24 protein-coding genes, 1 other RNA gene and 1 pseudogene are annotated in these 24,995 nt (G+C 59.9%); 9 read left to right on the top strand and 17 right to left on the bottom strand.

Going from position 1 to position 24,995, the window contains the following annotated elements; translation table 11 throughout:
* Window positions 1–61: 61 nt before the first annotated feature.
* The 3 genes and pseudogenes from ACRXB1_RS07170 to ruvB form a co-directional block, all read left to right on the top strand.
* A pseudogene (locus ACRXB1_RS07170) lies at window positions 62–139 on the top strand (crossover junction endodeoxyribonuclease RuvC); the annotation flags it as partial.
* Between the two features lie 21 nt (window positions 140–160).
* The gene (gene ruvA, locus ACRXB1_RS07165) at window positions 161–751 is read left to right on the top strand and encodes a Holliday junction branch migration protein RuvA (protein WP_062169122.1); all 591 of its coding nucleotides are present in this window, start codon (window positions 161–163) and stop codon (window positions 749–751) included.
* Window positions 752–874: 123 nt separating this feature from the next.
* A complete protein-coding gene (ruvB, locus tag ACRXB1_RS07160; RefSeq protein WP_061998428.1) occupies window positions 875–1,939 on the top strand; it encodes a Holliday junction branch migration DNA helicase RuvB in 1,065 nt (354 codons plus the stop codon).
* A 4-nt stretch (window positions 1,940–1,943) separates the two neighbouring features.
* Here the strand turns inward: ruvB and ACRXB1_RS07155 are convergent, their stop codons facing one another.
* The 3 genes from ACRXB1_RS07155 to tyrS are packed head-to-tail and all read right to left on the bottom strand — an operon-like array spanning window position 1,944 to window position 4,375.
* Complete coding sequence (locus tag ACRXB1_RS07155; protein ID WP_449491585.1) at window positions 1,944–2,606, bottom strand: histidine phosphatase family protein; 663 nt, start codon at window positions 2,604–2,606, stop codon at window positions 1,944–1,946.
* A 49-nt stretch (window positions 2,607–2,655) separates the two neighbouring features.
* Window positions 2,656–3,114, bottom strand: a complete 459-nt coding sequence (gene dtd / locus ACRXB1_RS07150) for a D-aminoacyl-tRNA deacylase (protein ID WP_061998426.1) — start codon at window positions 3,112–3,114, stop codon at window positions 2,656–2,658.
* Between the two features lie 4 nt (window positions 3,115–3,118).
* Window positions 3,119–4,375, bottom strand: a complete 1,257-nt coding sequence (gene tyrS, locus ACRXB1_RS07145) for a tyrosine--tRNA ligase (protein ID WP_449491584.1) — start codon at window positions 4,373–4,375, stop codon at window positions 3,119–3,121.
* A gap of 345 nt (window positions 4,376–4,720) precedes the next feature.
* Here tyrS and ACRXB1_RS07140 point away from each other — a divergent pair, with 345 nt between their 5' ends.
* Complete coding sequence (locus ACRXB1_RS07140) at window positions 4,721–5,875, top strand: anhydro-N-acetylmuramic acid kinase (RefSeq protein WP_449491583.1); 1,155 nt, start codon at window positions 4,721–4,723, stop codon at window positions 5,873–5,875.
* A gap of 108 nt (window positions 5,876–5,983) precedes the next feature.
* Here ACRXB1_RS07140 and erpA read toward each other — a convergent pair whose 3' ends face one another.
* The 3 genes from erpA to rplM all read right to left on the bottom strand — a co-directional run bounded on the left by erpA (window position 5,984) and on the right by rplM (window position 7,421).
* A complete protein-coding gene (gene erpA / locus ACRXB1_RS07135; RefSeq protein WP_031357523.1) occupies window positions 5,984–6,349 on the bottom strand; it encodes an iron-sulfur cluster insertion protein ErpA in 366 nt (121 codons plus the stop codon).
* A 239-nt stretch (window positions 6,350–6,588) separates the two neighbouring features.
* Window positions 6,589–6,981, bottom strand: a complete 393-nt coding sequence (rpsI, locus tag ACRXB1_RS07130) for a 30S ribosomal protein S9 (protein ID WP_031357524.1) — start codon at window positions 6,979–6,981, stop codon at window positions 6,589–6,591.
* An 11-nt stretch (window positions 6,982–6,992) separates the two neighbouring features.
* A complete protein-coding gene (rplM, locus tag ACRXB1_RS07125; protein ID WP_031357525.1) occupies window positions 6,993–7,421 on the bottom strand; it encodes a 50S ribosomal protein L13 in 429 nt (142 codons plus the stop codon).
* Window positions 7,422–8,077: 656 nt separating this feature from the next.
* Between rplM and ACRXB1_RS07120 the strand changes: the two genes are divergently transcribed.
* Window positions 8,078–8,500, top strand: coding sequence for an OsmC family protein (locus ACRXB1_RS07120; protein WP_061998424.1), 423 nt, complete (start codon window positions 8,078–8,080; stop codon window positions 8,498–8,500).
* Between the two features lie 73 nt (window positions 8,501–8,573).
* Here ACRXB1_RS07120 and rnpB read toward each other — a convergent pair.
* The 3 genes from rnpB to pyrC form a co-directional block, all read right to left on the bottom strand.
* Window positions 8,574–8,991, bottom strand: an RNA gene (gene rnpB, locus ACRXB1_RS07115) — RNase P RNA component class A.
* A 44-nt stretch (window positions 8,992–9,035) separates the two neighbouring features.
* Window positions 9,036–9,902: a DUF3025 domain-containing protein gene (locus tag ACRXB1_RS07110; RefSeq protein WP_449491582.1), complete on the bottom strand. Its 867-nt coding sequence runs from the start codon at window positions 9,900–9,902 to the stop codon at window positions 9,036–9,038.
* A gap of 13 nt (window positions 9,903–9,915) precedes the next feature.
* Window positions 9,916–10,995: a dihydroorotase gene (pyrC, locus tag ACRXB1_RS07105; RefSeq protein ID WP_449491581.1), complete on the bottom strand. Its 1,080-nt coding sequence runs from the start codon at window positions 10,993–10,995 to the stop codon at window positions 9,916–9,918.
* A gap of 244 nt (window positions 10,996–11,239) precedes the next feature.
* On the opposite strand from pyrC, the gene ACRXB1_RS07100 reads away from it, so the two are divergent.
* Together ACRXB1_RS07100 and ACRXB1_RS07095 are read left to right on the top strand one after the other, a co-directional pair.
* A complete protein-coding gene (locus tag ACRXB1_RS07100; protein WP_086383767.1) occupies window positions 11,240–12,142 on the top strand; it encodes a class II glutamine amidotransferase in 903 nt (300 codons plus the stop codon).
* Window positions 12,143–12,202: 60 nt separating this feature from the next.
* A complete protein-coding gene (locus ACRXB1_RS07095) occupies window positions 12,203–12,547 on the top strand; it encodes a YegP family protein (RefSeq protein ID WP_061998422.1) in 345 nt (114 codons plus the stop codon).
* Window positions 12,548–12,634: 87 nt separating this feature from the next.
* On the opposite strand, the gene ACRXB1_RS07090 is transcribed toward ACRXB1_RS07095, so the two are convergent.
* From ACRXB1_RS07090 to ACRXB1_RS07065, 6 genes are all read right to left on the bottom strand, one after another.
* Window positions 12,635–13,360, bottom strand: coding sequence for an amino acid ABC transporter ATP-binding protein (locus tag ACRXB1_RS07090; protein ID WP_062169110.1), 726 nt, complete (start codon window positions 13,358–13,360; stop codon window positions 12,635–12,637).
* Window positions 13,357–14,034, bottom strand: a complete 678-nt coding sequence (gene gltK / locus ACRXB1_RS07085) for a glutamate/aspartate ABC transporter permease GltK (protein WP_061998420.1) — start codon at window positions 14,032–14,034, stop codon at window positions 13,357–13,359. Before gltK ends, ACRXB1_RS07090 begins: the two co-directional genes overlap by 4 nt.
* The gene (locus ACRXB1_RS07080; RefSeq protein WP_061998419.1) at window positions 14,034–14,774 is read right to left on the bottom strand and encodes an amino acid ABC transporter permease; all 741 of its coding nucleotides are present in this window, start codon (window positions 14,772–14,774) and stop codon (window positions 14,034–14,036) included. Before ACRXB1_RS07080 ends, gltK begins: the two co-directional genes overlap by 1 nt.
* A gap of 70 nt (window positions 14,775–14,844) precedes the next feature.
* Complete coding sequence (locus ACRXB1_RS07075; RefSeq protein WP_056355718.1) at window positions 14,845–15,738, bottom strand: glutamate/aspartate ABC transporter substrate-binding protein; 894 nt, start codon at window positions 15,736–15,738, stop codon at window positions 14,845–14,847.
* A 281-nt stretch (window positions 15,739–16,019) separates the two neighbouring features.
* Window positions 16,020–17,333, bottom strand: a complete 1,314-nt coding sequence (locus tag ACRXB1_RS07070) for a Glu/Leu/Phe/Val family dehydrogenase (protein ID WP_449491580.1) — start codon at window positions 17,331–17,333, stop codon at window positions 16,020–16,022.
* Between the two features lie 109 nt (window positions 17,334–17,442).
* Window positions 17,443–18,411 (bottom strand): LysR family transcriptional regulator, encoded by a 969-nt coding sequence (locus tag ACRXB1_RS07065; RefSeq protein WP_174365058.1) that lies wholly within the window; start codon window positions 18,409–18,411, stop codon window positions 17,443–17,445.
* A gap of 287 nt (window positions 18,412–18,698) precedes the next feature.
* Between ACRXB1_RS07065 and ACRXB1_RS07060 the strand changes: the two genes are divergently transcribed.
* The gene (locus tag ACRXB1_RS07060) at window positions 18,699–20,090 is read left to right on the top strand and encodes an MFS transporter (RefSeq protein ID WP_062169108.1); all 1,392 of its coding nucleotides are present in this window, start codon (window positions 18,699–18,701) and stop codon (window positions 20,088–20,090) included.
* 58 nt (window positions 20,091–20,148) lie between these two features.
* Here the strand turns inward: ACRXB1_RS07060 and ACRXB1_RS07055 are convergent, their stop codons facing one another.
* On the bottom strand, window positions 20,149–22,023 hold the full coding sequence (locus tag ACRXB1_RS07055; protein ID WP_449491579.1) for an ABCB family ABC transporter ATP-binding protein/permease: 1,875 nt from the start codon (window positions 22,021–22,023) through the stop codon (window positions 20,149–20,151).
* 278 nt (window positions 22,024–22,301) lie between these two features.
* Between ACRXB1_RS07055 and ACRXB1_RS07050 the strand changes: the two genes are divergently transcribed.
* The gene (locus ACRXB1_RS07050) at window positions 22,302–22,712 is read left to right on the top strand and encodes an acyl-CoA thioesterase (RefSeq protein ID WP_172811905.1); all 411 of its coding nucleotides are present in this window, start codon (window positions 22,302–22,304) and stop codon (window positions 22,710–22,712) included.
* On the opposite strand, the gene ACRXB1_RS07045 is transcribed toward ACRXB1_RS07050, so the two are convergent.
* Window positions 22,658–24,995 (bottom strand): EAL domain-containing protein (locus ACRXB1_RS07045; RefSeq protein ID WP_449491578.1); only part of this gene is annotated, 2,338 nt, incomplete at its 5' end. The two genes, ACRXB1_RS07050 and ACRXB1_RS07045, sit on opposite strands and share 55 nt — an antisense overlap.

The raw sequence follows: 24,995 nt of genomic DNA, 5'->3' as shown, positions 1-24,995 counted from the left end.
TTTGCAGATGCGCTGAAGAAGCTCAAGCGCGCTCGCGCCAGGGTTGTGGGTGGTGTGTTGAATGCGATGCCTCGGCGGCATTGCGCCATCGCTGGCTAAAAAAGGCCTGCGCGTACGGCGCGGCCGCCTTGTCGGCTAACTCCATTACAAGTTCCTCAACATGATTGGTCGCATTGCAGGCGTCTTGCTTGAAAAAAACCCGCCGTATCTGCTCGTCGATTGCGGTGGCGTAGGCTACGAAATCGCCGTGCCGATGAGCACCTTCTACAACCTGCCGAACAGCGGCGAAAAGATCGTGCTCCTGACCCAGTTGATCGTGCGGGAAGACGCGCATCTGCTGTACGGCTTCGGCACCCAGCCGGAGCGCACGACTTTTCGCGAATTGCTCAAGATCAGCGGAATCGGCGCGCGCATGGCCCTCGCGGTGTTGTCCGGCATGAGCGTCCAGGAACTCGCGCAAGCGGTGACCATGCAGGACGCCGCACGCCTTACGCGAACGCCCGGCATTGGTAAAAAGACGGCGGAGCGGCTGTTACTGGAACTGAAAGGCAAGCTCGGTGCAGATCTGGGCACGGCAGCAGGCACGGTGGCGGGCCCGGATCACGCGAGCGATATCCTGAACGCTTTGCTGGCATTGGGTTACTCCGAAAAGGAAGCGCTCATGGCGGTAAAGAATGTCCCCGCCGGGACAGGCGTTTCAGAAGGCATCAAGCTGGCCTTGAAGGCGCTGTCGTTTCAACCCACACGCTGATGCGCAAGCGCGACTCGAACTTGCTCAAGCGGGAACGTTTTTAGTCTCCCACGCTGTTGATCCGGCCAACAGTCGGCCGATCGGCCAGCTTTCGGTGCTTTAGTCACGCGGTACAATCGACGCATGATAGAAACCGACAAACTCGCTGCCGAACGCATCATTTCGGCTACTCCCGTCTCGCCGAACGAGGAAGTGTTCGAGCGGGCGCTGCGGCCGCGCCAGCTCGAGGAATACGTCGGGCAGGAAAAGATCCGGGATCAGTTGCAGATCTTCATCGAGGCTGCGCGCAGGCGCTCCGAGGCCCTCGATCACGTCCTGCTGTTCGGGCCGCCGGGCCTTGGCAAGACCACGCTCGCGCACATCATCGCGCGGGAAATGGGCGTGAATCTGCGGCAAACGTCGGGGCCGGTGCTGGAACGCGCCGGCGATCTTGCCGCCCTGCTGACCAATCTCGAGAAAAACGACGTACTTTTCATCGATGAAATCCATCGGCTCTCGCCGGTCGTCGAGGAGATCTTGTACCCGGCGCTCGAGGATTATCAGATCGACATCATGATCGGCGAAGGGCCGGCCGCGCGCAGCGTCAAGCTGGACTTGCAGCCGTTCACGCTGGTTGGCGCCACCACGCGCGCTGGCATGCTGACGAATCCGCTGCGGGATCGCTTCGGGATCGTGTCGCGGCTCGAGTTTTACACGGCGAGCGAACTGGCGCGAATCGTCACGCGGTCGGCATCGCTGTTGAAGGCGAACATCGTCCCGGAAGGCGCGTTCGAGATTGCAAAGCGTGCGCGTGGAACGCCGCGTATTGCGAACCGTTTGCTCAGGCGTGTGCGCGATTACGCCGAGGTGCGAGCGAACGGCAATATCACGGCAGATGTCGCCGATGCCGCCCTGAAGATGCTCGATGTCGATCCCGTCGGCTTCGACCTGATGGACCGGAAGCTACTGGAAGCCATCCTGCACAAGTTCGATGGAGGCCCGGTCGGCGTCGACAACCTGGCTGCGGCAATTGGCGAAGAGCGCGACACCATTGAAGACGTGCTGGAACCTTATTTGATCCAGCAAGGCTATCTGCAGCGAACGCCGCGCGGCCGTGTTGCCACGCTGCTGACGTATCGTCATTTCGGACTCGCAGCGCCGGACGCGGGCCCGGTTCGCGATCTTTGGGACGCCAACCAGCCCGGTTAATGGATCAGCGCGGCACTTCCTTCAGGTCGTCGTCGCTGCTCGGGGCGGCCAGATGCGCGACATCCCCCCACGACACGACTTTCGCATGGCCGTCCTCGAAGTCCACTGTGTTGATGCTCGTGTTCAGCAAGAGCCAGTCGCGCGGCACTTCAAGTGGAATGCCGCGCGCAAAACGATAAATACAATCCAGCACGCCGCCATGCGCGACACACGCAACCCGTCCACCCGGATGCGCGGCGATGATCGGCGCAACGGCCTTCAACACCCGCGTCGAAAACTCTCGTTGAGACTCGCCGCCTGGCGGCGCGAAATCGGGATCGTGGCTCTGCCAGACCGCATGTTCAGCAGGGAATTTGGCACGAATCTCGGCGCTGTCGTGACCTTGGAAGTCGCCATACAAACGCTCGCGCAAGCCCTGGCTCAAATCCAGCGATAACCCGAGCGCTTCAGCAAATGGCCTGGCCGTTTGCTGTGCGCGCTCCAGGTCGCTGGAATAGACCGCGTCGAGGCGCGCGCCGGATTGGGACTCGCGCAACAGGCGCTGGGCGAGCTGTTCAGCTTGCACAAGTCCACTCGCGCCCAGTGGAATATCAATATGGCCCTGAATCCGTTTGATGCGATTCCAGTCAGTCTCGCCGTGCCTGATGAAAAGGACTTGCGTAATCATGGGGAGTCCAGAAGGTGCGCTTGGGTTCAATCAGCGCTGAAAGAATGCATCACGGACGCACTTGCAGCCAAAACGTTACCGGTCCGTCATTGACCAGCGACACCTGCATGTCCGCGCCGAACTCGCCCGTTTCGACAACCGGATGCGCGGCGCGCGCCTGTGCCACAAAGTGGTCGAAGAGCCTGCGGCCTTCGTCGGGAGGTGCTGCGGGCGTGAAGCTCGGCCGCAAGCCGCTGGATGTATCGGCGGCGAGGGTGAACTGCGATACCAGCAGCACGCCGCCCGGGCGGCCGCTGCCGTCGATATCCCGGACCGGAAGATTCATCTTGCCCGCGGCGTCGCTGAAAACCCGGTACGCCAGCATCTTGGCGAGCAGCTTGTCCGCCGTTGCCGGCGTATCGCCGCGTTCGGCGCACACAAGCGCCAGGAGCCCGGCATCGATCGCACCGGTCACGCGGCCTTCAACACGAACATCGGCGCGCAGGACGCGCTGAATGAGCGCGATCATGGATTCAGGCCGTCAGCGTGACGCGTGCGAAGCGGCGCTTGCCGACCTGCACGACAAACTCGCCGGCTTCGATCTTCAACGCCTTGTCCGACACCGTTGCGCCGTCGATCTTCACGCCGCCCTGTTCAATGTTTCGCAACGCTTCGCTAGTAGATGGAACCAGCCCCGCCTGTTTCAGCAATTGCCCGATTGCAAGCGGCGCACCGCTCAACGTCACCGATGCAATCTCGTCCGGCACACCGCCCTTCGCACGATGATTGAAATCTTCAAGCGCCCGCTCTGCATCCGGCGATGAGTGGAAGCGCGCGACGATTTCCTGCCCGAGCAGCACCTTGAAATCGCGCGGATTACGTCCGCCTTCGGCTTCGCTCTTGAATCTCGCGATCTCTTCCATGCTTCTGAATGACAGCAGTTCGAAGTAGCGCCACATGAGCGTATCGGAAATGCTCATCAGCTTGCCGAACATGTCCGTTGGCTTCTCGCTGATGCCGATGTAGTTGTGCTTCGACTTCGACATCTTCTCGACGCCGTCCAGCCCCTCCAGGAGCGGCATGGTCAAGATGCACTGCTGCTCCTGGCCGTACTGCTTCTGCAGCTCGCGTCCAACCAGCAGGTTGAATTTCTGGTCCGTGCCGCCGAGTTCCAGGTCCGCATTCAGCGCCACCGAGTCGTACCCCTGCATGAGCGGATACAGCAACTCGTGAATGGAAATGGGCATGCCGCCCTGATACCGTTTGGTAAAATCCTCACGCTCGAGAATGCGCGCAACCGTGTAGCGCGAGGCGAGCTTGATCATGCCGTCGGCGCCGAGCGGCATCGACCATTCGCTGTTGTAGCGCATCTCGGTCTTTTCGCGATCCAGCACCAGCGCAGCCTGTTCGAAATACGTCTTCGCGTTGGACTCGATCTGTTCACGCGTCAGCGGCGGGCGCGTGGCGTTACGCCCCGACGGATCGCCAATCAACGACGTGAAATCGCCGATCAAGAAGATGACCGTATGGCCGAGGTCCTGGAGCTGACGCATCTTGTTCAGCACAACCGTATGGCCGATGTGAATGTCAGGCGCGGTTGGATCGAGGCCCAGCTTGATACGCAGCGGCTTGCCGCTCAGCGCGCTGCGCGCGAGCTTTTGCGCGAATTCGGCTTCAATGAGCAGTTCGTCACAACCCCGTTTCGCGATGGCAAGCGCAGCCTGCACTTCGTCGGTCAGGGGCAAGGTTTTCGCAGCCGAAGCCGGAGAGTCGTTCGGTTCTGTGGTCATGCTTGCAACTTCTCGGATGATTTGTTCGGGACGCGGACAAGGCGCGCGTCGGGTAATGGTCGCGGCGCTGCGGCTCTGCTGCGCTGATTGGCAAGCGCGAAATCAGCGCGGCTTTCGCTTGGTTCAGGGATCGGATTTTACGTGATGTCGTGAGCGTTCGCCCCGTTTTCCCCGCGCGTTAGCCATTCGGCCAGGTTTCGGCGGCAACGAGCGCGGATCTTGAGCGTAAACATGGCCGAATGGCTAACGTCGAGGCTGACGGCTTAACGACGCGCTTCGTTGCGTGGATAATCTATCCGTGGCGGCCGTTTTGACCGCATGAATGCATCGAAAAGGAGAGACAACGTGGCGCGACGTAGTGAGGCGGTAGAAGCAGGCAGCGCAGCGGATGGTGTCTATTTCGGGCTCATGTCCGGCACGAGCATGGATGGCGTGGACGGCGTTGCCGTGCAATTCACCGCGGGTAAGCCACCCATTGTGCTCGGCGAGGCACATGTGGGGTTCTCGGAAGGCCTGCGTGAAGCGCTTTTCGCTCTCCAGGCGCCCGGGGACAACGAACTGGAACGCGAGGCGCTGGCGGCAAACGCGCTGGCCACACGCTACGCGGTGTGCTGCCATGAACTGGCGAGCATGAGCGGCTACTCGGCGGCAAAGGTTCGCGCCATTGGGGTCCACGGGCAAACGGTGCGGCATCGGCCGGAGAAGGGTTATACCCGGCAAATCAACAATCCCGCGTTGTTGGCGGAGATGACAAACATCGATATCGTTGCGGACTTTCGCAGCCGCGACGTCGCTGCCGGCGGCCAGGGCGCACCGCTTGTCCCGGCCTTTCACGCGACGGTTTTCGGTTCGAAGAACGAAACCCGCGTGGTCTGCAATCTGGGAGGCATCAGCAATATCACGGTTTTATCGGCGGGTGGCGGAGTGCACGGGTTCGATTGCGGTCCGGCCAATGCGTTGCTTGACGAATGGGCGCATCGCCATCTGAATCGTCCGTTCGACGAAGGCGGCCATTTCGCGTCGCAAGGACAAGTGAACCGTTCGTTGCTGAACAATCTTCTCGATGAACCATTCTTCGCACAGCGCCCGCCCAAAAGCACGGGGCGTGATTTGTTCAACCCCGCATGGCTCGATGCCAAGCTCGCGGGATTCGACACGGTTTCATCTGCAGACGTACAAGCGACGCTCGTCGCTCTCACGGCGACCACAATCGCGCGGGAGATTGAACGGCATGCATCCGATTGTCGTGCGGTCTATGTGTGCGGTGGTGGCGCACGCAACCCGGTACTCATGAATGCAATCCAGCAGGCGCTCGCCGAGACTGGCGTGTCCGGCGTGCCCGTCATGACGACCGACGCGCTCGGTGTGCCGCCCCAGCAGGTGGAAGCGTTGGCGTTCGCATGGCTGGCAATGCGCTGCGTGGCACGCGAAGCGGGGAACGTGGCGGCCGTAACCGGTGCCGCAGGTGAACGGGTTCTCGGTGCCATCTATCCGCGCTGAGCTGCGCTAGGCCACGCCGAGCTGCGCTAATGATCCGCCCGGTGGAAATAAAAACGGAGCCCGAAGGCTCCGTTCATCAAAACATCCAACCGTGAACGCCAACCGGAATCAGGCCGAGAACGACGATCCGCAACCGCACGTGCTGGTCGCATTCGGATTCTTTATCACGAACTGGGCGCCGTTCAGGTCGTCTTTATAGTCGATCTCGGCGCCAACCAGGTACTGATAGCTCATCGAATCGATCAGCAACTGAACACCTGCTTTATCCATTACGGTGTCGTCTTCGTTGATGGCTTCGTCGAACGTGAAGCCATACTGGAAGCCCGAACAGCCGCCGCCTTGTACGAACACACGCAGCTTCAGCTCCGGATTGCCTTCTTCGTCGATCAGTTGCTTGACCTTGTCAGCGGCTGCGTCCGTGAAAACGAACGGCAGGGGCATTTCGGTCGTGGGGGTATCGGTGACAGCGTTCATTCGAACTCTCCAAAAAAGCTTCTAGGGACTATTGTAGGGCTGATCTCAATATCGTGCTGGAAGCCCATGTAATCAATAGGCTATCGCGCCACACTATTCCGAATTTGCCGCGGCTGCTTGATTCGATCTTCATCGGTCAGCGGCTGCCGTAACGAAAAAAGCCGCCGGCGCATACACGCAGACGGCTTTCCAAGCAATTTCGCCACCAAAGCAACAACAGCGACGAAACGCCAGACAGCTTAACGCTTCGAGAATTGTTTCCGGCGACGTGCCTTGTGGAAACCAACCTTCTTACGTTCGACTTCACGAGCATCGCGGGTAACGAAGCCGGCTTGCGACAGCGTGGGCTTCAGCGTTGCGTCGTAGTCCATCAGCGCGCGCGTGATGCCGTGGCGAACTGCACCGGCCTGACCCGTCTCACCGCCGCCGTTCACGTTGACCTTGATGTCGAACGTGGTGGCGTGGCTCGTCAGTTCGAGCGGCTGGCGCACGATCATCAGCGACGTTTCGCGCGAGAAATAATCAGCAATGGGCTTGCCATTGACGATAATCACGCCCGTACCGGACTTGATGAACACGCGGGCAGTGGCGCTCTTGCGGCGGCCCGTACCGTAATTCCAATTACCGATCATATGGGCTCCCTTTAGATCTCGAGCGCTTTAGGCTGTTGAGCCGTATGCGGATGCGTTGCGCCAGCGTAGACCTTGAGCTTCTTGATCATAGCGTAGCCGAGCGGACCTTTCGGCAACATGCCCTTCACGGCTTTCTCGAACGCGCGGCCCGGGAAGCGTTCTTGCATCTTGTTGAACGTCGTTTCGTAGATGCCGCCCGGATAGCCCGAGTGACGGTAGTACTTTTTGTCAGTACCCTTGTTGCCCGTGACGCGCAACTTGCTGGCGTTGATGATGACGATAAAATCGCCAGTGTCGACGTGCGGGGTGAACTCGGGTTTGTGCTTGCCGCGAAGTCGGGCGGCCACTTCACTGGCGACACGTCCGAGAACCTTATCCGTCGCGTCAATCACGTACCATTCACGCGTCACCTCATGGGCTTTTGCGGAAAACGTCTTCATGATCGATCCAAAAAATAATTCTGCCCTGCTTTGTCCCGCTTGTATGTTCGTGCGCATCGAGGCGCGTGCGGGCTCTCCCTGGTTCTCGTCCGCGGGCATGGTGCGGATAGAGAACTTTGAATTATAAGGGAAATTTCAGCGCGAAGTCAAAACAAGCGAGCACGAGGCTCAAACTAGCCGAAATTGCGCCTCTCTAGCCGCTTGGCTGGGAGTCGCGCGCATGCTCGAATGACCTGCAGCACCGGACACATTACAAAAAGCAGGCGAAAAAAAGCCCGAGCCTTGGGCTCGGGCTGAATCCACCTAGGAGGAGGTGGAGGAGACAGGAGCAAGTATATGAACTGGGTTTGTGCAAAGCAAGTAAATTTACATGGTGAGATTGAATTTCATAATGTAAAACAATGAAATAAACTGTCGACCATTAAATTAATCTTTTGAATCATATACTTAAAGTCGCCGCCCTTTCATTTTGGACTGCGACCCGGCGCTGATATTCCCTCCTTCTGGCAGGGATTTTCCCGATTTACGCGCCCGACCGCGCCGCAGCACGCCTATTGAAAAACCGCCCGGGAAACGCTAGTTATGAATCCAGCAATAAGCTAAAACGCTACAATCGGCAGGAATTGACACGTGCCGGACGGCACCGGAGTTTTTTCATGGAATGCAAAGTTAGCTGGATGGGACAAGACGGAATGGCGTTTGCCGCCGAGACGGGCAGCGGCCATCTGGTCACCATGGATGGCGCTCCCGAAGGCGGCGGCCGCAACCTGTCGCCGCGTCCAATGGAAATGGTCCTGCTGGGGACCGGCGGCTGCACGGCATACGACGTCGTGATGATCCTGAAGAAAAGCCGTCAGGAAGTGGCCGGATGCTCAGTGACGCTCAAAGCCGAGCGTGCAAGCGAAGATCCGAAAGTCTTCACGAAGATCCACTTCCACTTCACGGTGACGGGCAAGAACCTGAATCCGGCGACCGTCGAACGCGCAATTACGCTTTCGCACGATAAATATTGCTCGGCGTCGATCATGATCGCGAAGACGGCCGAACTGACGCATTCATTCGATATCGTTCCCGGCTAAGCGCGCCACATCAACAGAAGACGAAAAAAAGCCGGCGTCAGTTCATTCTGACGCCGGCTTTCTTTCTGATTAGTCACAAAGCAGGCCGATAAGCCGGATTCTGTGCGCGCGCAACGCCCGAAAGCGTGACGCGCGTGGCAGCCATTCCTCTAGTCGCGCCATTACTGACGCGCTCAAGCTCCCTACCCGCAGACGAGACGGAGGCACCGTCCTGCATCTCGAAGATGCGCGCCTGCCTACTTGGAATTGCTCCGGGTGGAGGTTACCGTGCCGGTCTGCCTTGCAGCAGCCGCGGTGCGCTCTTACCGCACCGTTTCACCCTTACCTGATCCCCAGGCTTGCGCCCGGGGCCATCGGCGGTTTGCTTTCTGTTGCCCTGTTCCGCGTGTTGCCACGGATGGCCGTTAGCCATCACCCTGCCTGTTGGAGTCCGGACTTTCCTCGCCCTCCCCGGCCGAAACCGGTTCAGCCGCGACTGCCTGGCCTGCTTTGCGAGGCGAATTTTAGCATGAGCGGATCGTACGGATGCCGCCGATCAAGCCCCGATCCGCCGGCGGCCCGGCCGGAAAACGTGCGGGTCGTCGTAGAAGGAGCGCGCTTCATTCTCCTGCCACCATCCCGGCACGCCCAGCACGGGCAGCGGGGTGAAACATCGGCTGGAAACGGGTTCGCTGGCAAGGCGGTCGGACACGTGCAGGTCGAGGATGACGCGGCGCTCGGCATCGGCGGCGAGGAAATACGTCGGCTCGACCTCCACGATCCACGCGTGTCCCGTGCACGCCTTGTATGGCGTGATCAGCTTTTCCAGCAGCGCGTGGCCGAAGATGTGCGCTTCGCAAGCCTGCCCCCAGGCCGCCCGATGTCCAATAAACACAGCGCGCCAGTCAAACGCCCGAAGCGCCGCGGCGAGCAGCGGGTCGGCGCAGGCGAACAGGATGGCGTTTTCATCGAAGAGTGTAAGGGCATCGCGGGCGGCGCCGCGGCTTGGTCCAATACCGAGTGCATCGATTTCGGTGGCCTGGCGCGCGTTCAACGCAGCCTTGATGCGCGGATACTGGAACCACATCGCGCCATTGAAGAAATCATGCAGATTGTGGCGCGTCGGAACGCAGCCGGTCGCGGCGATGTGCCCTTCATACGACGCGCCCGCAGGCAGATCGTCCTGCGCAATAAACGATAAAACCTTTCCACGCCCCGTCACGCGCGGTTCGGCGCGTGCATCGGCGTTCAGCGTAGAGAGGTATGCCGGATAACTTTCGAGCGCTGACTGCTGCCAGCGTGTGCCGCGATCGGCCAGCGGCGCAAGCCACCCGCGCGACCAGTCGATGTCGCTGAAACCCGGCACTGGCCGGGCATCGAACAATCCGGCCGGTCGGCCAGCGTTTTGCGCCGGATCAGACATGCGGGGCGCGGCTTTAAACCAGCCGCCAGCCTATTGATTCACCGCCGCCCAGCGGCACGATTTCATTCTCGCCCGCCATGAATTCGGCCGGCAACGTCCATTCCTCGCGGCGCAACGTCACCTGCTCCGCAGCGCGCGGCAAGCCGTAGAAATCGGCGCCATGGAAGCTCGCGAAACCTTCGAGCTTGTCGAGCGCGCCGGCTTGATCGAAGGCCTGGGTATAAAGCTCGAGTGCATGCAACGCCGTATAACAGCCTGCGCACCCGCAAGCGTGCTCTTTCAAGCCCTTCGCGTGCGGCGCGCTGTCCGTGCCGAGGAAAAACCGCGGATTCCCCGATGTCGCCGCCGCCAGCAATGCCACACGGTGCGTTTCGCGCTTCAAGACCGGCAAACAGTAGTAATGCGGCCGGATCCCGCCAACAAAGAGCGCATTGCGGTTGTACAGCAGATGATGCGCGGTCAGCGTGGCGCCGGTCGGGCCGTCGGCATCGCGGACGTAATCGGCGGCATCTTTGGTCGTGATGTGCTCGAACACCACCTTCAGCGCCGGAAAATCACGACGCAAAGGCGTCATCACACGGTCGATAAACACCTTCTCCCGATCGAACATATCGATCGCCGGGTCAGTCACTTCGCCATGAACCAGCAGCGGCAGATCATGCTCCTGCATCGCTTCCAGCGTTTTTGCGCACTTGGCGATGCTCGTCACGCCGGCATCTGAATTGGTCGTCGCGCCCGCAGGATAAAGCTTCACGCCATGCACGAAGCCGCTTTCGCGCGCGCGGCGGATCTCGTCGGGCGGGGTGTTATCGGTGAGATACAGCGTCATCAGCGGTTCGAACTTTGCGCCCGGGCCATCTTTCGGCAAAGCAGCCAGAATCCGCCCGCGATACGCCGCGGCCATTTCGGTCGTGGTCACTGGCGGCCGCAGGTTCGGCATGATGATCGCTCGGCCAAACTGGCGCGCGGTATGCGGCAAGACAGCGGCGAGCACGGCGCCGTCGCGCACGTGCAAATGCCAGTCGTCAGGACGCGCAAGCGTCACGGAATCAACAGAAACGGTCGATACGACGGAGGGAGCGGAAGCGGACATTGGCGTGATGACGATGAAAAAATCGGATAACGAAAACGGAATCGGGCTGGCGGCGCGCTGACTTTCTTGGTTGCGTTCCCAAACCGGTAACTTTGCCCCGCGGCCAGCCTGCACCGTGGAAATTCAACAACGATGCCGCCCGCGGCCCGACGACGCGAATTATTTGGCGGTTTCGTCGGTGCTATGCTCTGGTTACCCCGTATTGTAACGGGTAGCTCCATTCACCCAGTCTGCAGCCCCAGCAATGTGCCAACTTCTCGGAATGAACTGCGCGGAACCCACGGACGTGACCTTTTCGTTCACCGGGTTCGCGGCGCGTGGCGGCGTGACTGACCATCATGCAGACGGCTGGGGCATCGCATTCTTCGAAGACAAGGCGTGCCGGCTTTTCATCGATCACCAGTCGTCGGCCAGTTCGCCGCTCGCCGAGATGGTGAAACGCTATCCGATCAAGTCGAAGAACACGATTGCGCATATCCGCAAGGCGACGCAAGGCCATATCCTGCTGGAAAATTGCCATCCGTTCATGCGCGAATTGTGGGGCCGCCACTGGATCTTTGCGCACAACGGTGACCTGAAGAATTACAAGCCCTGCCTGAACGGCCAGTATCAGCCCGTCGGCACAACCGACAGCGAACTCGCGTTCTGCGCACTGCTGCAAGGATTGCGGCGAGAGTTTCCCGGCTGCCAGCCGCCGCTCGACGAACTCTTCGCGGCGCTCGAAAGACTGACGCGGGAAATCACGCAATTCGGCGTATTCAACTTCCTGATGTCGAATGGTCAGGCGCTGTTCTCACATTGCTCGACGCATTTGTACTATTTGGTGCGGAGCTGGCCGTTCTCCACAGCGCATCTGATCGATGCCGACATGTCCATCGACTTTGCGAAGTACACCACGCCGGAAGATCGCGTGGCGGTGATCGCGACGTCGCCACTCACGGACGACGAAATCTGGACCCGTTTCGAGCCGGGCGATCTCGCGTTGTTCCAGCACGGCGCACTGCTGAAAACGGTCAACGTGCCGGTTCCGGCTGACGTCGCGGAAAAAGCGCGCGAGCCGTTATGCAAGGTTTGCGTTGAATCGGTGCTGCGGGCGGACACGATTGAAACCACCGCCGACGTGGAAACAGAACTCGGCATTGAATAGAATTACCCTTTGAAGATCGCCTGAACTCACGCTCGTTCCACTCATCCGGGAGCACATGCCATGTCAGGAAAGTTCGTCATCGATAAAGCCCGCAACGGCCAGTTCTACTTCAATCTTCGCGCCGGCAACGGCGAACCCATCCTCAAAAGCGAAATGTACGTGACGCGGGCTTCCGCAGAACACGGGATTGCATCGGTGAAAACCAACGCGCTGCTCGATGAACGCTACGAGCGCAAGACCGATAAAAGCGGCGCGCCGTACTTCAACCTGAAAGCGGGCAATCACGAGATCATCGGTGTGAGCGAGTCGTATAGCAGCACGTCGGCGCGCGATGCCGGCATCGAGTCCGTGAAGAAGAATGCGGCCGATGCGGTGACGCAGGACAATACGAAAGTGCATGAATGAATGAAAAAGGCCGTTCCCAATGTAAGTTGAGAACGGCCTTTTTTTGCATGATGTGCCCAGGCATGCTCACGCCCCGGCGCATCAACCTCAATGCAGGATCTTTGCCAAAAAGTCCTTGGCGCGATCCGACTTCGGATTTTCAAAGAACGCTTCCTTCTTGTCGTCTTCGACGATCAGGCCGCGGTCCATGAAGATCACACGATGCGCCACCTTCTTCGCAAAGCCCATTTCGTGTGTCACGCACATCATAGTCATGCCTTCCTGCGCCAGCTCGACCATCACGTCGAGCACTTCGTTGATCATTTCCGGGTCGAGCGCGGAGGTCGGTTCGTCGAAAAGCATGGCGATCGGATCCATCGATAACGCCCGTGCAATCGCCACACGCTGCTGCTGACCGCCGGACAATTGACCGGGGAATTTATCAGCCTGGGCAGAGAGACCCACGCGATCCAGCAACTTCAATCCCTTCGCCGTTGCTTCGTCCTTTGAACGCCCAAGCACCTTGATCTGCGCGAGCGTCAGATTCTGCACAATCGACAAATGCGGAAACAGCTCGAAGTGCTGGAATACCATGCCGACCTTCGCCCTCACCTTCGACAGATTCGTTTTCTTGTCGCCTATCGACTGGCCGTTGATCGTGATCTCGCCTTTCTGGAACGGCTCGAGTCCGTTCACGGTCTTGATCAACGTCGACTTGCCCGATCCCGATGGACCGCACACCACGACCACTTCGCCTTTTTTGACTTCCGTCGTGCAATCGGTGAGCACTTGAAACGGGCCATACCACTTCGAAACATTCTTGAGTGAGATCATCGAGCGACCTTTTTCTGAAGACTTTTGACCAGACCGGATGCAGCCAGGCACACCACGAAATAACAGGCGCCAGCGAACAGCACCATCTCGACGGTCGTCCCGTCGCGGTCACCCACGTTCGTCGCCGTGCGGAAAAAATCCGCAAGACTGATCACGTACACAAGCGACGTATCCTGGAACAACACGATAGCCTGCGTGAGCAAGAGCGGCACCATTGCGCGAAACGCCTGCGGCAGGATGATGAGTTTCATCGACTGCATGTAGGTCATGCCGAGCGCGAACGCCGCGTTCACCTGACCGCGCGATACCGCCTGGATGCCCGCGCGAATGATCTCCGAATAGTACGCAGCTTCGAAGAGCGAGAACGCGACCATGGCGGAGGCCAGGCGAATATCGACTTCCGCCGATAAACCCAGCACATTCTGCAGGAATTGCGGCACGATCAAAAAGAACCACAGCAGGACCATGACGAGCGGTATCGATCGAAACAGCGTGACGTAGGCCTTCGCAAACCATTCGAGCGGCTTCACGCCCGAAAGCCGCAGCAACGCGAGCACCGTGCCCCACAGGATCCCGAACACGAGCGCGAGCAGCGTGATCTTGAACGTGATGATGGCGCCGGTCCACAGCGTGGGCAGCGAACTGACTATGCCGCTCCAGTTGAAATGATGCATTACTTGCCTCCAATGTAGCCGGGCAACCGGGTCTTCGCTTCGACCCAGCGCATCAGTTGCATGACGACCAGATTGATCAGCATGTAGGCAAGCGTGACGGCAATGAACGACTCGTATGATTGTGCGGTGTAGTCCACGAGTTGCCGCGCTTGCGCCGACAACTCGAGCAGACCGATGGTCGATGCCACCGCCGAGTTCTTGAACACGTTCAGGAACTCTGACGTGAGCGGCGGCACGATCATGCGATACGCGACCGGCATCAGGATGTACCGGTACGTCTGCCATTCGGTAAAGCCCATTGCAAGGCCCGCGGCGCGCTGTCCGCGCGGCAACGTGGCAATGCCCGATCGCACTTGCTCGCACACGCGAGCGCCGGTGAAGAGCCCCAGGCAGAGAATGGATGATGTATAGAACTGCACGTTGGGCGGCAGTTGCTTGAACCAGTTGCCAATGGATGGCGGCAGCAATTCGGGTATCACGAGATACCAGATGAAGAACTGCACGAGCAGCGGGATGTTACGAAAAATCGCGACATACGTTGTGCCGGCAGCCGCAAGTTTGCGGTTGGGCAGCGTGCGCAGAATGCCGAACAACGAACCCACGACGAGCGCCACGACCCACGACGCAAGCGACACGGTGACGGTCACCCAGAAACCGGAAATAAGCCAGCCGAGATAGGTTGTCGGCTCGCCGGTCGAGACAGGGCTTAGGAAAACGCCCCAGTTCCAGTGGTAGGACATGAACTCCCTCCAAAAGAAAACGGAAGAAGCAGCGCTCCTTCCGTTTCCATCAATCCAGACGAGATCGAGATTAGTCGATAGCCTTGTCGTTCGGGCTCTTGAAAAGAGCCTTCATGTCGTCGCTTTCCGGGAAGTTCAGGTTCAGGCCCTTCGGCGGAATCGGGCTTTCGAACCACTTCTTGTAGATCTTGTCGCCTTCGCCCGAGGTTTCGACCTTGGCGATGGCGTCATCGACTACCTTCTTGAACTCCGGATCGTTCTTGCGCAGCATGCAACCGTACGCTTCACGCGATTGCGGCGCACCGACAATCACGAAGTCCTGCGGGTTGCTCGACTTCGCACGTTCGCCGGCCAGCAACGCATCATCCATCATGAAGGCAACGGCGCGTCCCGTCGACAGCGTCAAAAACGAATCGCCGTGATCTTTCGCGCTGATGATGTTCATGCCCATGCTCTTGTCCTGGTTCATCTTGCGAAGCAGGCGCTCGGACGTGGTACCGGCGGTCGTCACGACCGTCTTGCCCTTCAGGTCGGCAAAGTCCTTGATCCCCGAATCCTTCTTGGTCATCAGGCGCGTGCTGATCACGAAGATGGTGTTGGAGAACGCGACTTGTTGCTGACGCTCCAGGTTGTTCGTGGTCGAGCCGCACTCGAGGTCGATCTGATTACCCGTCACGAGCAGCAGGCGGTTTTGCGACGTCACCGACTTCTGCTGGATCTTCAGGTTCGGCATGTTGAGCTTTTCCTTGACGGCGTCGACCACCTTCAAAGCGAACTCATACGAGTAGCCAATGACTTGTTGCTTGTCGTCGTAATACGAGAACGGAATCGATGATTCGCGGAAGCCCAGGTAGATATTTCCTGAATCCTTGATCTTCTTGAGCGTGTCGTTATTTTGCGCTTGCGCGCCTGAGGCAAAAACACCCAATGCAGCGAGCAGCAGTGCGGCTTTTTTAAACTTCATGGTCGTGATCTCCTTGAAAACCGGGGCAATTTTAGCAGGGTAATAAATTTGAAAGAATGAATGTTGTCCACACTTGATAATTTTGAGACACCCGCTGTATGCCTTGCGCAGCGCGCACTTTAACGACTTTTCGGTCATCGTGGTTCGTCTCTTCAGTTCTTTTATTTCTTGCGCAAAAAGCCCGGGGTGTCGTTCGAGACACCACCGGGCAATTGATGCGTTTGTTGCTTTAATGCGGCCTCATGAAAGGCCGCGCACGCAAACGTTCTCAGAGACCAAAATCATGGATAAAGGCCGCGCATTTCGCGAGCTTGAAGAATCCGCGTACACGCCACGATAAACGCCGCCGTCCGCACGGACACGTTGTGCTCGCTTGCAACAGTCCACACCGCAGCGAACGCTTCGCGCATCACGCGTTCGAGGCGCTGGTTGATTTCATCTTCGGTCCAGAAGAAGCTCGAGAAGTCCTGCACCCACTCGAAGTACGAAACCGTCACGCCGCCGGCGTTCGCGACCACGTCGGGAATCACGAGAATGCCCTTGTCGTGGAGGATGTCATCGGCTGCGGTCGTGGTCGGGCCGTTGGCGCCTTCCACCACGATCTTCGTGCGGATCTTGGCCGCGTTTTCTTCCGTGATCTGGCCTTCGAGCGCGGCCGGAATCAGGATGTCGCTTTCGATGGTCCAGAACTCGTCCTTGCCGATCACATCGGCGCCTTCGAAGCCGCTTACGCCGCCATGCTTGGCTACGTGATCGAACAGCGCGACTGCATCGATACCCGACGACTGGTAGAGAGACCCCGTGTGGTCCTGCACCGCAACCACTTTCGCACCCGCTTCCTGGAACAGGCGCGCCGCAATCCCGCCGACGTTACCAAAGCCCTGCACCGCGATCCGTGCACCTTCGATATCAAAGCCGATCCGGCGTGCCGCTTCCGAACCGACCACGAACACGCCGCGTCCGGTCGCTTCCTTGCGGCCGAGCGAGCCGCCCAGCGAGATCGGCTTGCCGGTGACCACGCCCGTTGCCGTCTGGCCCTGGTTCATGGAGTACGTGTCCATCATCCACGCCATGATCTGTTCGTTGGTGTTCACGTCGGGCGCGGGAATATCCTGATTCGGCCCGATGATGATGCCGATTTCGCTGGTATAGCGGCGTGTCAGGCGTTCCAGTTCACCGCGCGACAACGTGCGCGGATCGACGCGAATACCGCCTTTCGCGCCGCCGTACGGCACGTTCACCGCCGCGTTCTTCACCGACATCCACGCCGACAGCGCCATCACTTCCGACAACGTCACATCCTGGTGGTATCGCACGCCGCCCTTACCCGGTCCGCGCGACATGTTGTGCTGCACTCGATAACCTTCGAAGTGCGTGACCGTGCCGTTATCGAGTTCGATGGGGCAATCGACGATCAGGATGCGCTTCGGGCGCTTGAGGGTTTCGATCCAGCGCGACAGCGAGCCGAGATACGGCGCGACGCGGTCGACTTGCTGGAGATAGTTGCCCCAGGGGCCGAGATGGGTGGAATCGAGATAAGACGGGATGGCGTGTTGAACAACGGCTGCAGGATGTTCTGGTTGCTGCGAAGACATTGAAGCTCCAACGTTGTGTGGAATACGTTCATTGTCGAAAATTCGCTTATTGAAATCCAATGCCGTTTCATCATTGCGTTATGTTTATCTTGCATAACGCCGAAAACGCTTACGGGGTTTGGGTTTCAACCGACCGGGAGATCTCCTCCCCGACCGCTTCCCAGAGATTTCGCATCAGCGCCTGGCGCGGGTCATCGCCTTTTGACGCCATCTTGTCACGATACAAACGGATTTCCATGGTCAGCGTGAATTGACCGGCGGGCGTGCCGCGCGTTCCACGGTCCAGACGGATCAGGAGGCCTTCATCGACTTCATTGGCGACCGCGCTGTGCGGCAGGAACGCCACGCCGTGGCCGGCGAGGGTCATGGCCTTGAGCCCTTCGGCCATATCGGTTTCGTAGACTTTTTCAAGGTACAGCCGCGCCGGCGATGTCGCGATGATCACCTCCGTCATCCGTCCAAGGTAGGCGTTGGGCGTGTACGAGAGATACGGGATGAGGGCATCGGCGGCGCCGGGCAAGACATATCGCGCCCGTCCGCCTTTATTCACCGATGAAAACGGGCTGATCAATTCGGCGCCCAGCGTGAGCATGTCGTAGCGCGCGGGATCGAGCGCGACCGGGTGGCTCGGATGGTGATAGCCCATCACCAGATCGCAGCCGCCTTCCACCAGCGATAACACCGCGTCGTGCACGTTGAGCGCGCGCAAACGCGTGTTGATGCGCCCGAGCCGCGCTTCGATGTGCTGCAGCCATCGTGGGAAATAGGTCAGCGAAAGCGTGTGCGGAACCGCGAAGTCGATGGTTGCATCGGGCACACCGGTCTGTCCGCGCAAAAGCGTGCGTGCTTCGTGAAACTGAGAAAGCATCGCGAGGGCTTGTTCGTAGAAGACCTGTCCGGCCTGCGTCAGGCGCGTCGGATACACCGACCGGTCGATCAGGTCCGTGCCGAGCCACGCTTCGAGCGCCTGGATGCGGCGCGAGAACGCCGGTTGCGTGATATGCCGCATTTCGGCCGACCGGCTGAAACTACGCGTCTCCGCAAGGGAGACGAAATCTTCGAGCCATTTCAGTTCCATGCTGCGCCTTGGGGCTGGTTGGGGTGCGTTCAGGGACGCATCGGCATTTTACCGTTGCGCATGAACGGTTCGCACCATTGTCACGCTGGCCGCACATGGGCGGTGCTGCGGGGAAGTGGTATCGGTGCGTGGTGTTGCGTGCGATTGGTAGGGCGATTGGGACAGATCAAAACGCTGAGGCGCGCTGACATACGTTCTGGAGACATTGGCTGAAAAGATGGATCTGATTGGCATGATGCTTGCAAATTCTCGTCGGCTCCGCGTTGCAGTCCCACTCCGAGGACCCGATGAAAAACCTGATCACATCCCTGAAGAGCGGCAACTGGCGTTCGCTGGTTGCGTGCTTCCTCTACTTCGATACCGGCTTCACCGTCTGGGTGCTCTACGGTCCGCTCGCACCATTCATCAGCAAAGACATCACAATGACCGCCGCGCAGCAAGGCTTCCTCGTCGCGGTGCCGGTGCTCGCCGCCGCGATCCTGCGCGTGACGCTCGGCAACCTGTATCAATCTACCGATGGCCGCCGTGTCGCGCTAATGGGCGTGCTGCTTTCATCCGTTCCGACGATCGTGCTGCCGCTGTTGTCGGGCACACCGTCGTATTCGCTGCTGCTGGTTCTCGGCGTGTTTCTCGGCATGGGCGGCGCAAGCTTCGCAGTTGCGTTGCCGATGGCCGGCAGCAACTATCCGCCGAAAGTCCAGGGCCTGGTTCTCGGGCTGGCTGCGGCGGGCAATATCGGCGCGGTGCTCGACGGTTTCCTTTTCCCCCATCTCGCCGATGCCTTCGGCTGGAAGATGGCGACCGCCGCCGCATTGCCCCTGCTCGCCATCACGGCAATTGCGTTGTTTGCGTGGGCATCGGATAGCGGGGTGAAAAGCGGCAGCACCTCGCGCGCGATGGTCAGCTTCGGGATCACGTTAGCCGGTTTGATCGCCCTGGTGCTGGCGGTGTATGGCGGCGTGTTCGGCGGGGGACGCACGGGCGTCCTGTTGTTGCCGGTGCTGGGCGCGTTGCTCGCCATTGCCGTGTTGCCGAAACATTATCGCGCGGTGCTTGGCGAGCGCGATACGTGGGTCGTCATGCTGATCTACAGCATCACGTTCGGCGGGTTTGTCGGCATGTCTTCGTATGTGACGTTGCTGCTGACCAATCTTTATCAAATGCCGAAGATCGAAGCCGGCCTCTTCATGGCGATGCTCGCAGCGCTCGGCGCTATTGTGCGGCCGTTTGGCGGGTATCTTGCCGATCGCGTCACGGGCGTGCGTGCGCTGCTCGTCTTGCTTGCTGTGATCGCGGCGGCTGATTTCGCTTTTGCTATCTGGATGCCGCCGGTGGCGGGCGGTATAGCGTTGCTGGTTTGCCTTTATCTGTGCTTCGGGCTTGGCAATGGCTCGACGTTCCAGCTCGTGCCGCAAAGGTGGAAAGGCAAAACGGGATTGTTATCCGGAATTGTTGGCGCTGCGGGCGGGATTGGCGGGTTCTATCTGCCCGTGATCATGGGGATGGCGAGGGAAAGTACCGGAAGCTATCAAATGGGCTTCGCGACGTTCGGCGTGCTGGCCGTGTTCGCGTTCGGCTTCCTGCTGGCGCTGCGTACGCAGTGGCTTACGTGGGCATCGCCGGAAATGGTCGGCGTTGGGCCGGGCGGTTCCGGCACGCTGGTGCACGCCACGGAATAACGTCAAGCAGCCCAAACCAAGAAGCGTCGATGCCTTTCGCCGGCATCGACGCTTTTTTTCATGCCCGCACCGCTTCTATGGAGTCCGCCGGCTCCGCCGCCTTCTGCTGCTGCAACGCCCACATCTGCGCAAACAGCCCTCCTGCACGCACCAGCTCCGCGTGCGTCCCGCGCTCCACAATGCGTCCGTGATCCATCACGATGATCTGCTGCGCATGCACGACCGTCGACAACCGGTGCGCGATGATCAGCGTCGTACGTTCCCGTGCGATCAGATCGAGTTCATGCTGGATTGCGCGTTCGGATTTCGAATCGAGCGCGGACGTGGCTTCGTCGAAGATGAGGAGCGGCGGGTTCTTCAACAGCGTCCGCGCAATCGCCACGCGCTGCTTCTCGCCACCCGACAATTTCAGCCCGCGCTCACCGACCGGTGTTTCGTACCCGGCCGGCAAGCTTTCGATGAAATCATGAATATGCGCTGCGCGCGCCGCCGCGATCACTTCATCGCGCGAAGCCGATGGCCGGCCATACGCAATGTTGTAGTAGATCGAATCGTTGAAGAGCACCGTATCCTGCGGCACGATCCCAATCGCCGCGCGCAGTGAATCCTGCGTGACGTCGCGAATGTCCTGGCCATCGAGCAGAATCCGTCCGCCTTGCTCGCGCTCCAGATCATAGAAACGAAAGAGCAATCGGCCAAGCGTCGACTTGCCTGAACCGCTGTGGCCGACCACCGCAGTCGTGGTCCCTGCGGGAATGGTGAAGTCCACGTCACGCAGGATCTGCCGCGAACTCTCGTAGGAAAAGCTCACGTTTTCGAAGCGCACTTGCGCACCGTTGACGGCAAGCGGCAGCGCGTCGGGCGCGTCGGGCACTTCCCGACCGGCGCCAAGCAGCGTGAACATGCGGTCCATGTCCGTGAGACTCTGCTTGAGTTCGCGATACACCACGCCGAGGAAATTCAGCGGAATATAAAGCTGCAGCATGAACGTGTTGATCAGCACGAGATCGCCGAGCGTGAGGCGTCCTGCAATCACGCCTTGCGTTGCGCGCCACAAGATGAACACGAGTCCCGTGCCGATAATGAACTGCTGTCCGAAGTTGAGCACCGACAAGGACCGTTGCGAGCGGATCGCCGCCGCGCGGTATCGAAGCAGATTTTCGTCGTAACGCTGCGCTTCCCATTCCTCGTTGCCGAAGTACTTCACGGTTTCGTAGTTCAACAACGAATCGATAGCGCGTGAATTCGCCCTTGAATCGAGCTCGTTCATGGTGCGGCGAAAATGCGTGCGCCATTCGGTGAGCTTGATCGTGAAGACCACGTACGTGGCGAGCGCAATCAGCGTGACGACGGCGTAATACGCTTCGTACTTCGTCACAAAAAAGCCGAGCACGAGGCCGACTTCAACGAGCGTCGGCAGGATGCTGTAAAGCGAATAAGAAACGAGTTGCTGAATGCCGCGCGTGCCGCGTTCAATATCGCGCGACATGCCGCCGGTCTGCCGTTCGAGATGAAACCGCAGCGACAACGAATGCAGGTGCCGGAATACCTTCAGCGCAAGCTGCCGCACGGCGCTTTCGGTGACCTTCGCAAACAGGATCTCGCGCAATTCGGTGAAAAGCGACGTCGACAGACGCACAATTGCATATGCCACCACGAGCAATCCCACGCCGCTGATCAGGATGATCGCCGCCGAATCCTGCGCGCGTCCGAGCGCGGTCAGATGCTGGATGGAACTGAGGCTGTCGATGACCTTCTTCATCACGATCGGCACGCCCAGGTTCGCCACCTTCGCGCCGATCAGGCACGTGAGTGCAAACGCCACGCGCCATTTGTACGTGGTCAGGTACGGCAGCAGCGAGCGAATGGTCTGCCAGTCGTTGCGCGGACCTTTGGCAAGGGGAACAGGTTCGGAGGGCGAATTGCGGCGCATGGATTCGAGGTCTGCAGAGGTCCGCGCCGCATACTGAAACGACGCTGGACACAGGATGTATCGGGGGCGGGCGCCCGTCTCAGAATGCGGGCTTTCCCGTACAATTCGATGATTACCCCGCGCGGCCGGCTGGTAAAGCGGGCGTAGCACTCGGTGCTAAAAGCCCGCTAAACGAGTCAAGATCGCTCATGCGCGGGGCAACATCGTTTAATCCTGCATTGTCGCAGAAGGCGCAACGGCGCGCTTTACAGCCGGAACGCGAAAGCGCCACCTTTTTCATGGAACTCAAGCTCGTGACCGATTCTTTGCAACTCCCGAACAAGCCGGTCGCACTGCGCGTAGTGCCGCAACCGTCCGATGCCAACGTCCACGGCGATGTCTTCGGCGGCTGGATCATGGCGCAGGTGGACATAGCCGGATCGATCCCGGCGAGCCGGCGCGCGAACGGGCGCGTGGCGACCATCTCCGTCAATTCATTCGTATTCAAGCAGCCCGTCTTCGTGGGCGACCTGCTGAGCTTTTATACGGATATCGTGAAGACGGGGAATACCTCGGTGACGGTTTCCGTCGAGGTCTACGCGCAGCGCATGAGCCTCGCGCAAGACGTCGTCAAGGTGACCGAAGCGACGCTGACTTATGTGGCGACCGACAGCGACCGGCGTCCGCGCGCCTTGCCGGCCCTCGACTGACCCACGCTGCCGGGCGTTCCGTTGCGCGCGGCGGTCCACTTGTGGCTGTTGTGCAAGAGCCCGGGGATATCCTCGGCCGGCAGCGGCGCCGAGAAGAAAAAGCCCTGCATTTCGTCGCAGTCGCGGGCAATCAGGAAATCAAGCTGCGCCGACGTTTCCACGCCCTCTGCGATCACCTGCAATTCGAGCGAATGCGCGAGCGCGATGATCGCCGACGTGATGGTCTCGTTGCCGCTCGGCGTGCCGATATCCGCAACGAACGAGCGGTCGATCTTCAGCCGGTGCACCGGAAAACGCTTGAGATAAGCGAGACTTGAATACCCGGTGCCGAAGTCGTCGATGGCGATCCCAACACCGAGCGCCGCCAGATCGGACAAAGTGGTCACCGCTTCATTAGCGTTGTGCATGATTGCGCTTTCGGTCAGCTCCAGCTCCAGGAACTTTGGCTCGAGCCCCGTCTCGGTCAACACCGACGTCACCAGTTCCCGGATGTCGCGCTGCTGGAACTGCCGCGCCGACAAATTCACCGACATCCGCACGACCGGCAAGCCTTCCTCCTGCCACGCCTTGTTTTGCCGGCACGCTTCGCGCAATACCCACTCGGCCAATGGCCCGATCAGCCCGCATTCTTCCGCGATGGGAATGAACGAATTCGGCGATACCAGCCCGAACTCCGGGTCCATCCAGCGGACAAGGGCCTCCATGCCGACGACATCGCCGGTCTTGAGATCGACTTGAGGCTGGTAGTGCAGCAGGAATTCGCCATCGCGCAACGCACGCCGCAAACGCAGTTCGACGTTCATTCGCGCGCCCACATTCGCGTTCATTTCAGGCTGATAGAACTGGTAGGTGTTGCGCCCCATGTCCTTCGCGCGATACATCGCCAGATCCGCTTTCTTGAGCACGGTCTCGGCGTCCGCGCCGTCTTGCGGGAAGAGGCTAGCGCCCATGCTGCAGCCCACGTACAGCTCCGTTCCGTCGAGCCATACCGGGTCTGAAATCGCGCTGCGCACGCGCTCCATCCATCTGATCAGCGCGCTCTCGCACGCAATGTCGGGCAGCACCGCGACGAACTCGTCGCCGCCGTGACGTGCGATGGTGTCGCCCGTACGGCCGCACCGCGCAAGCCGCTCGGCGACCACGGACAGCAGACGATCACCCATGCTGTGCCCGAGACTGTCATTGACGTTCTTGAAGCCATCGAGATCGACGAAAACCACCGCGAGCGTCGTGTCGCCAGCACGCGCGCGCTCGATCGCGTCCTGCAGCCGGTCGCGCAGCAAATTGCGGTTGGGCAGGCGCGTAAGAGCGTCGTAGTTGGCCTGATATTCGAGCTGTTCCTGGTATCGGATGACTTCGGTGACGTCGTTGATCACGCCCACGTGATGCGTCGTTTGCCCGTTTGCATCGGGTACGGGCGCGACCAGAAGCTGATTCCAGAACAGCACGCCGTCTTTTCGATAATTTCGCAGTACCGCGCTTACTTCGCGGTTCGCAGCGAGACCCGCGCGGATCGCGTTGAGCCCTTCCTGTTCGAGATCCTCGCGCTGCAGGAAACGGCAATCCCGGCCGACGATATCCGTCGGGTCGTAACCCGTGATGCGCTTGAACGCCGGATTCGCATATTCGATCACGTTGCCCTTGGCAGTCGTCGAAGTGATCAGCACGGCGTTCACGCACGCGTCGAGTGCCCGGCTTTGCAGGCGCAGCGCAAGTTCAGAGCGCTTGCGGCCGGTAATGTCGTCGTAGGAACCCAGCACGCCGATGATCCGTCCCGCCCCGTCGAGTAACGGCAGCTTGCTCGTCAACGACGTCCGCAACTCGCCGCCGACAAAAAAATCCCGTTCCTGATTCATGACCGGCTGCCCGGTCGCGATAACCAGATTGTCCTCGGCGCGAAGCAGTTTGCCGGACGCGGCCCACGGCAACGCGCAATCGGTCATGCCGACGACCTGTTCCTTGCTGGCGAGCCCGGCATCGCGGGCAAACGCGGAGTTGCAGCCCAGATAGCGCGAATCGAGATCCTTCCAGAAAATGCGCTGCGGGATGTTGTCGATAAGCGATTCCAGCATCTGCTTCGAGCGCCGCGCTTCGGTCTCCGCGTTGATCCGGTCGGTGACGTCGTTGGCCAGCATGAAGATGCCTGGCTGCCCCGAATACGTCAGCGCATGCGATGAGATGTCGGCGCTGACCTCGACGCCATCATGGCGCTTGTGTCGCCACACGCCCGCCGAATGCTGGCGCGCAGCGCCGGTGATCATCCGGGAAGCCAGCATTCGGCGA

The sequence above is a fragment of the Caballeronia sp. M23-90 genome (assembly GCF_053574605.1).
This window is presented reverse-complemented; position numbering and strand designations above follow the sequence as displayed.

Excerpts from the sequence above, each read along its gene's own strand:
- ruvA (WP_062169122.1), top strand. The coding sequence starts at position 161 with ATGATTGGTCGCATTGCAGGCGTCTTGCTTGAAAAAAACCCGCCGTAT.
- ruvB (WP_061998428.1), top strand. The coding sequence starts at position 875 with ATGATAGAAACCGACAAACTCGCTGCCGAACGCATCATTTCGGCTACT.
- ACRXB1_RS07155 (WP_449491585.1), bottom strand. The coding sequence starts at position 2,606 with ATGATTACGCAAGTCCTTTTCATCAGGCACGGCGAGACTGACTGGAAT.
- dtd (WP_061998426.1), bottom strand. The coding sequence starts at position 3,114 with ATGATCGCGCTCATTCAGCGCGTCCTGCGCGCCGATGTTCGTGTTGAA.
- tyrS (WP_449491584.1), bottom strand. The coding sequence starts at position 4,375 with ATGACCACAGAACCGAACGACTCTCCGGCTTCGGCTGCGAAAACCTTG.
- erpA (WP_031357523.1), bottom strand. The coding sequence starts at position 6,349 with ATGAACGCTGTCACCGATACCCCCACGACCGAAATGCCCCTGCCGTTC.
- rpsI (WP_031357524.1), bottom strand. The coding sequence starts at position 6,981 with ATGATCGGTAATTGGAATTACGGTACGGGCCGCCGCAAGAGCGCCACT.
- rplM (WP_031357525.1), bottom strand. The coding sequence starts at position 7,421 with ATGAAGACGTTTTCCGCAAAAGCCCATGAGGTGACGCGTGAATGGTAC.
- ACRXB1_RS07120 (WP_061998424.1), top strand. The coding sequence starts at position 8,078 with ATGGAATGCAAAGTTAGCTGGATGGGACAAGACGGAATGGCGTTTGCC.
- ACRXB1_RS07110 (WP_449491582.1), bottom strand. The coding sequence starts at position 9,902 with ATGTCTGATCCGGCGCAAAACGCTGGCCGACCGGCCGGATTGTTCGAT.
- pyrC (WP_449491581.1), bottom strand. The coding sequence starts at position 10,995 with ATGTCCGCTTCCGCTCCCTCCGTCGTATCGACCGTTTCTGTTGATTCC.
- ACRXB1_RS07100 (WP_086383767.1), top strand. The coding sequence starts at position 11,240 with ATGTGCCAACTTCTCGGAATGAACTGCGCGGAACCCACGGACGTGACC.
- ACRXB1_RS07095 (WP_061998422.1), top strand. The coding sequence starts at position 12,203 with ATGTCAGGAAAGTTCGTCATCGATAAAGCCCGCAACGGCCAGTTCTAC.
- ACRXB1_RS07090 (WP_062169110.1), bottom strand. The coding sequence starts at position 13,360 with ATGATCTCACTCAAGAATGTTTCGAAGTGGTATGGCCCGTTTCAAGTG.
- gltK (WP_061998420.1), bottom strand. The coding sequence starts at position 14,034 with ATGCATCATTTCAACTGGAGCGGCATAGTCAGTTCGCTGCCCACGCTG.
- ACRXB1_RS07080 (WP_061998419.1), bottom strand. The coding sequence starts at position 14,774 with ATGTCCTACCACTGGAACTGGGGCGTTTTCCTAAGCCCTGTCTCGACC.
- ACRXB1_RS07075 (WP_056355718.1), bottom strand. The coding sequence starts at position 15,738 with ATGAAGTTTAAAAAAGCCGCACTGCTGCTCGCTGCATTGGGTGTTTTT.
- ACRXB1_RS07070 (WP_449491580.1), bottom strand. The coding sequence starts at position 17,333 with ATGTCTTCGCAGCAACCAGAACATCCTGCAGCCGTTGTTCAACACGCC.
- ACRXB1_RS07065 (WP_174365058.1), bottom strand. The coding sequence starts at position 18,411 with ATGGAACTGAAATGGCTCGAAGATTTCGTCTCCCTTGCGGAGACGCGT.
- ACRXB1_RS07060 (WP_062169108.1), top strand. The coding sequence starts at position 18,699 with ATGAAAAACCTGATCACATCCCTGAAGAGCGGCAACTGGCGTTCGCTG.
- ACRXB1_RS07055 (WP_449491579.1), bottom strand. The coding sequence starts at position 22,023 with ATGCGCCGCAATTCGCCCTCCGAACCTGTTCCCCTTGCCAAAGGTCCG.
- ACRXB1_RS07050 (WP_172811905.1), top strand. The coding sequence starts at position 22,302 with ATGGAACTCAAGCTCGTGACCGATTCTTTGCAACTCCCGAACAAGCCG.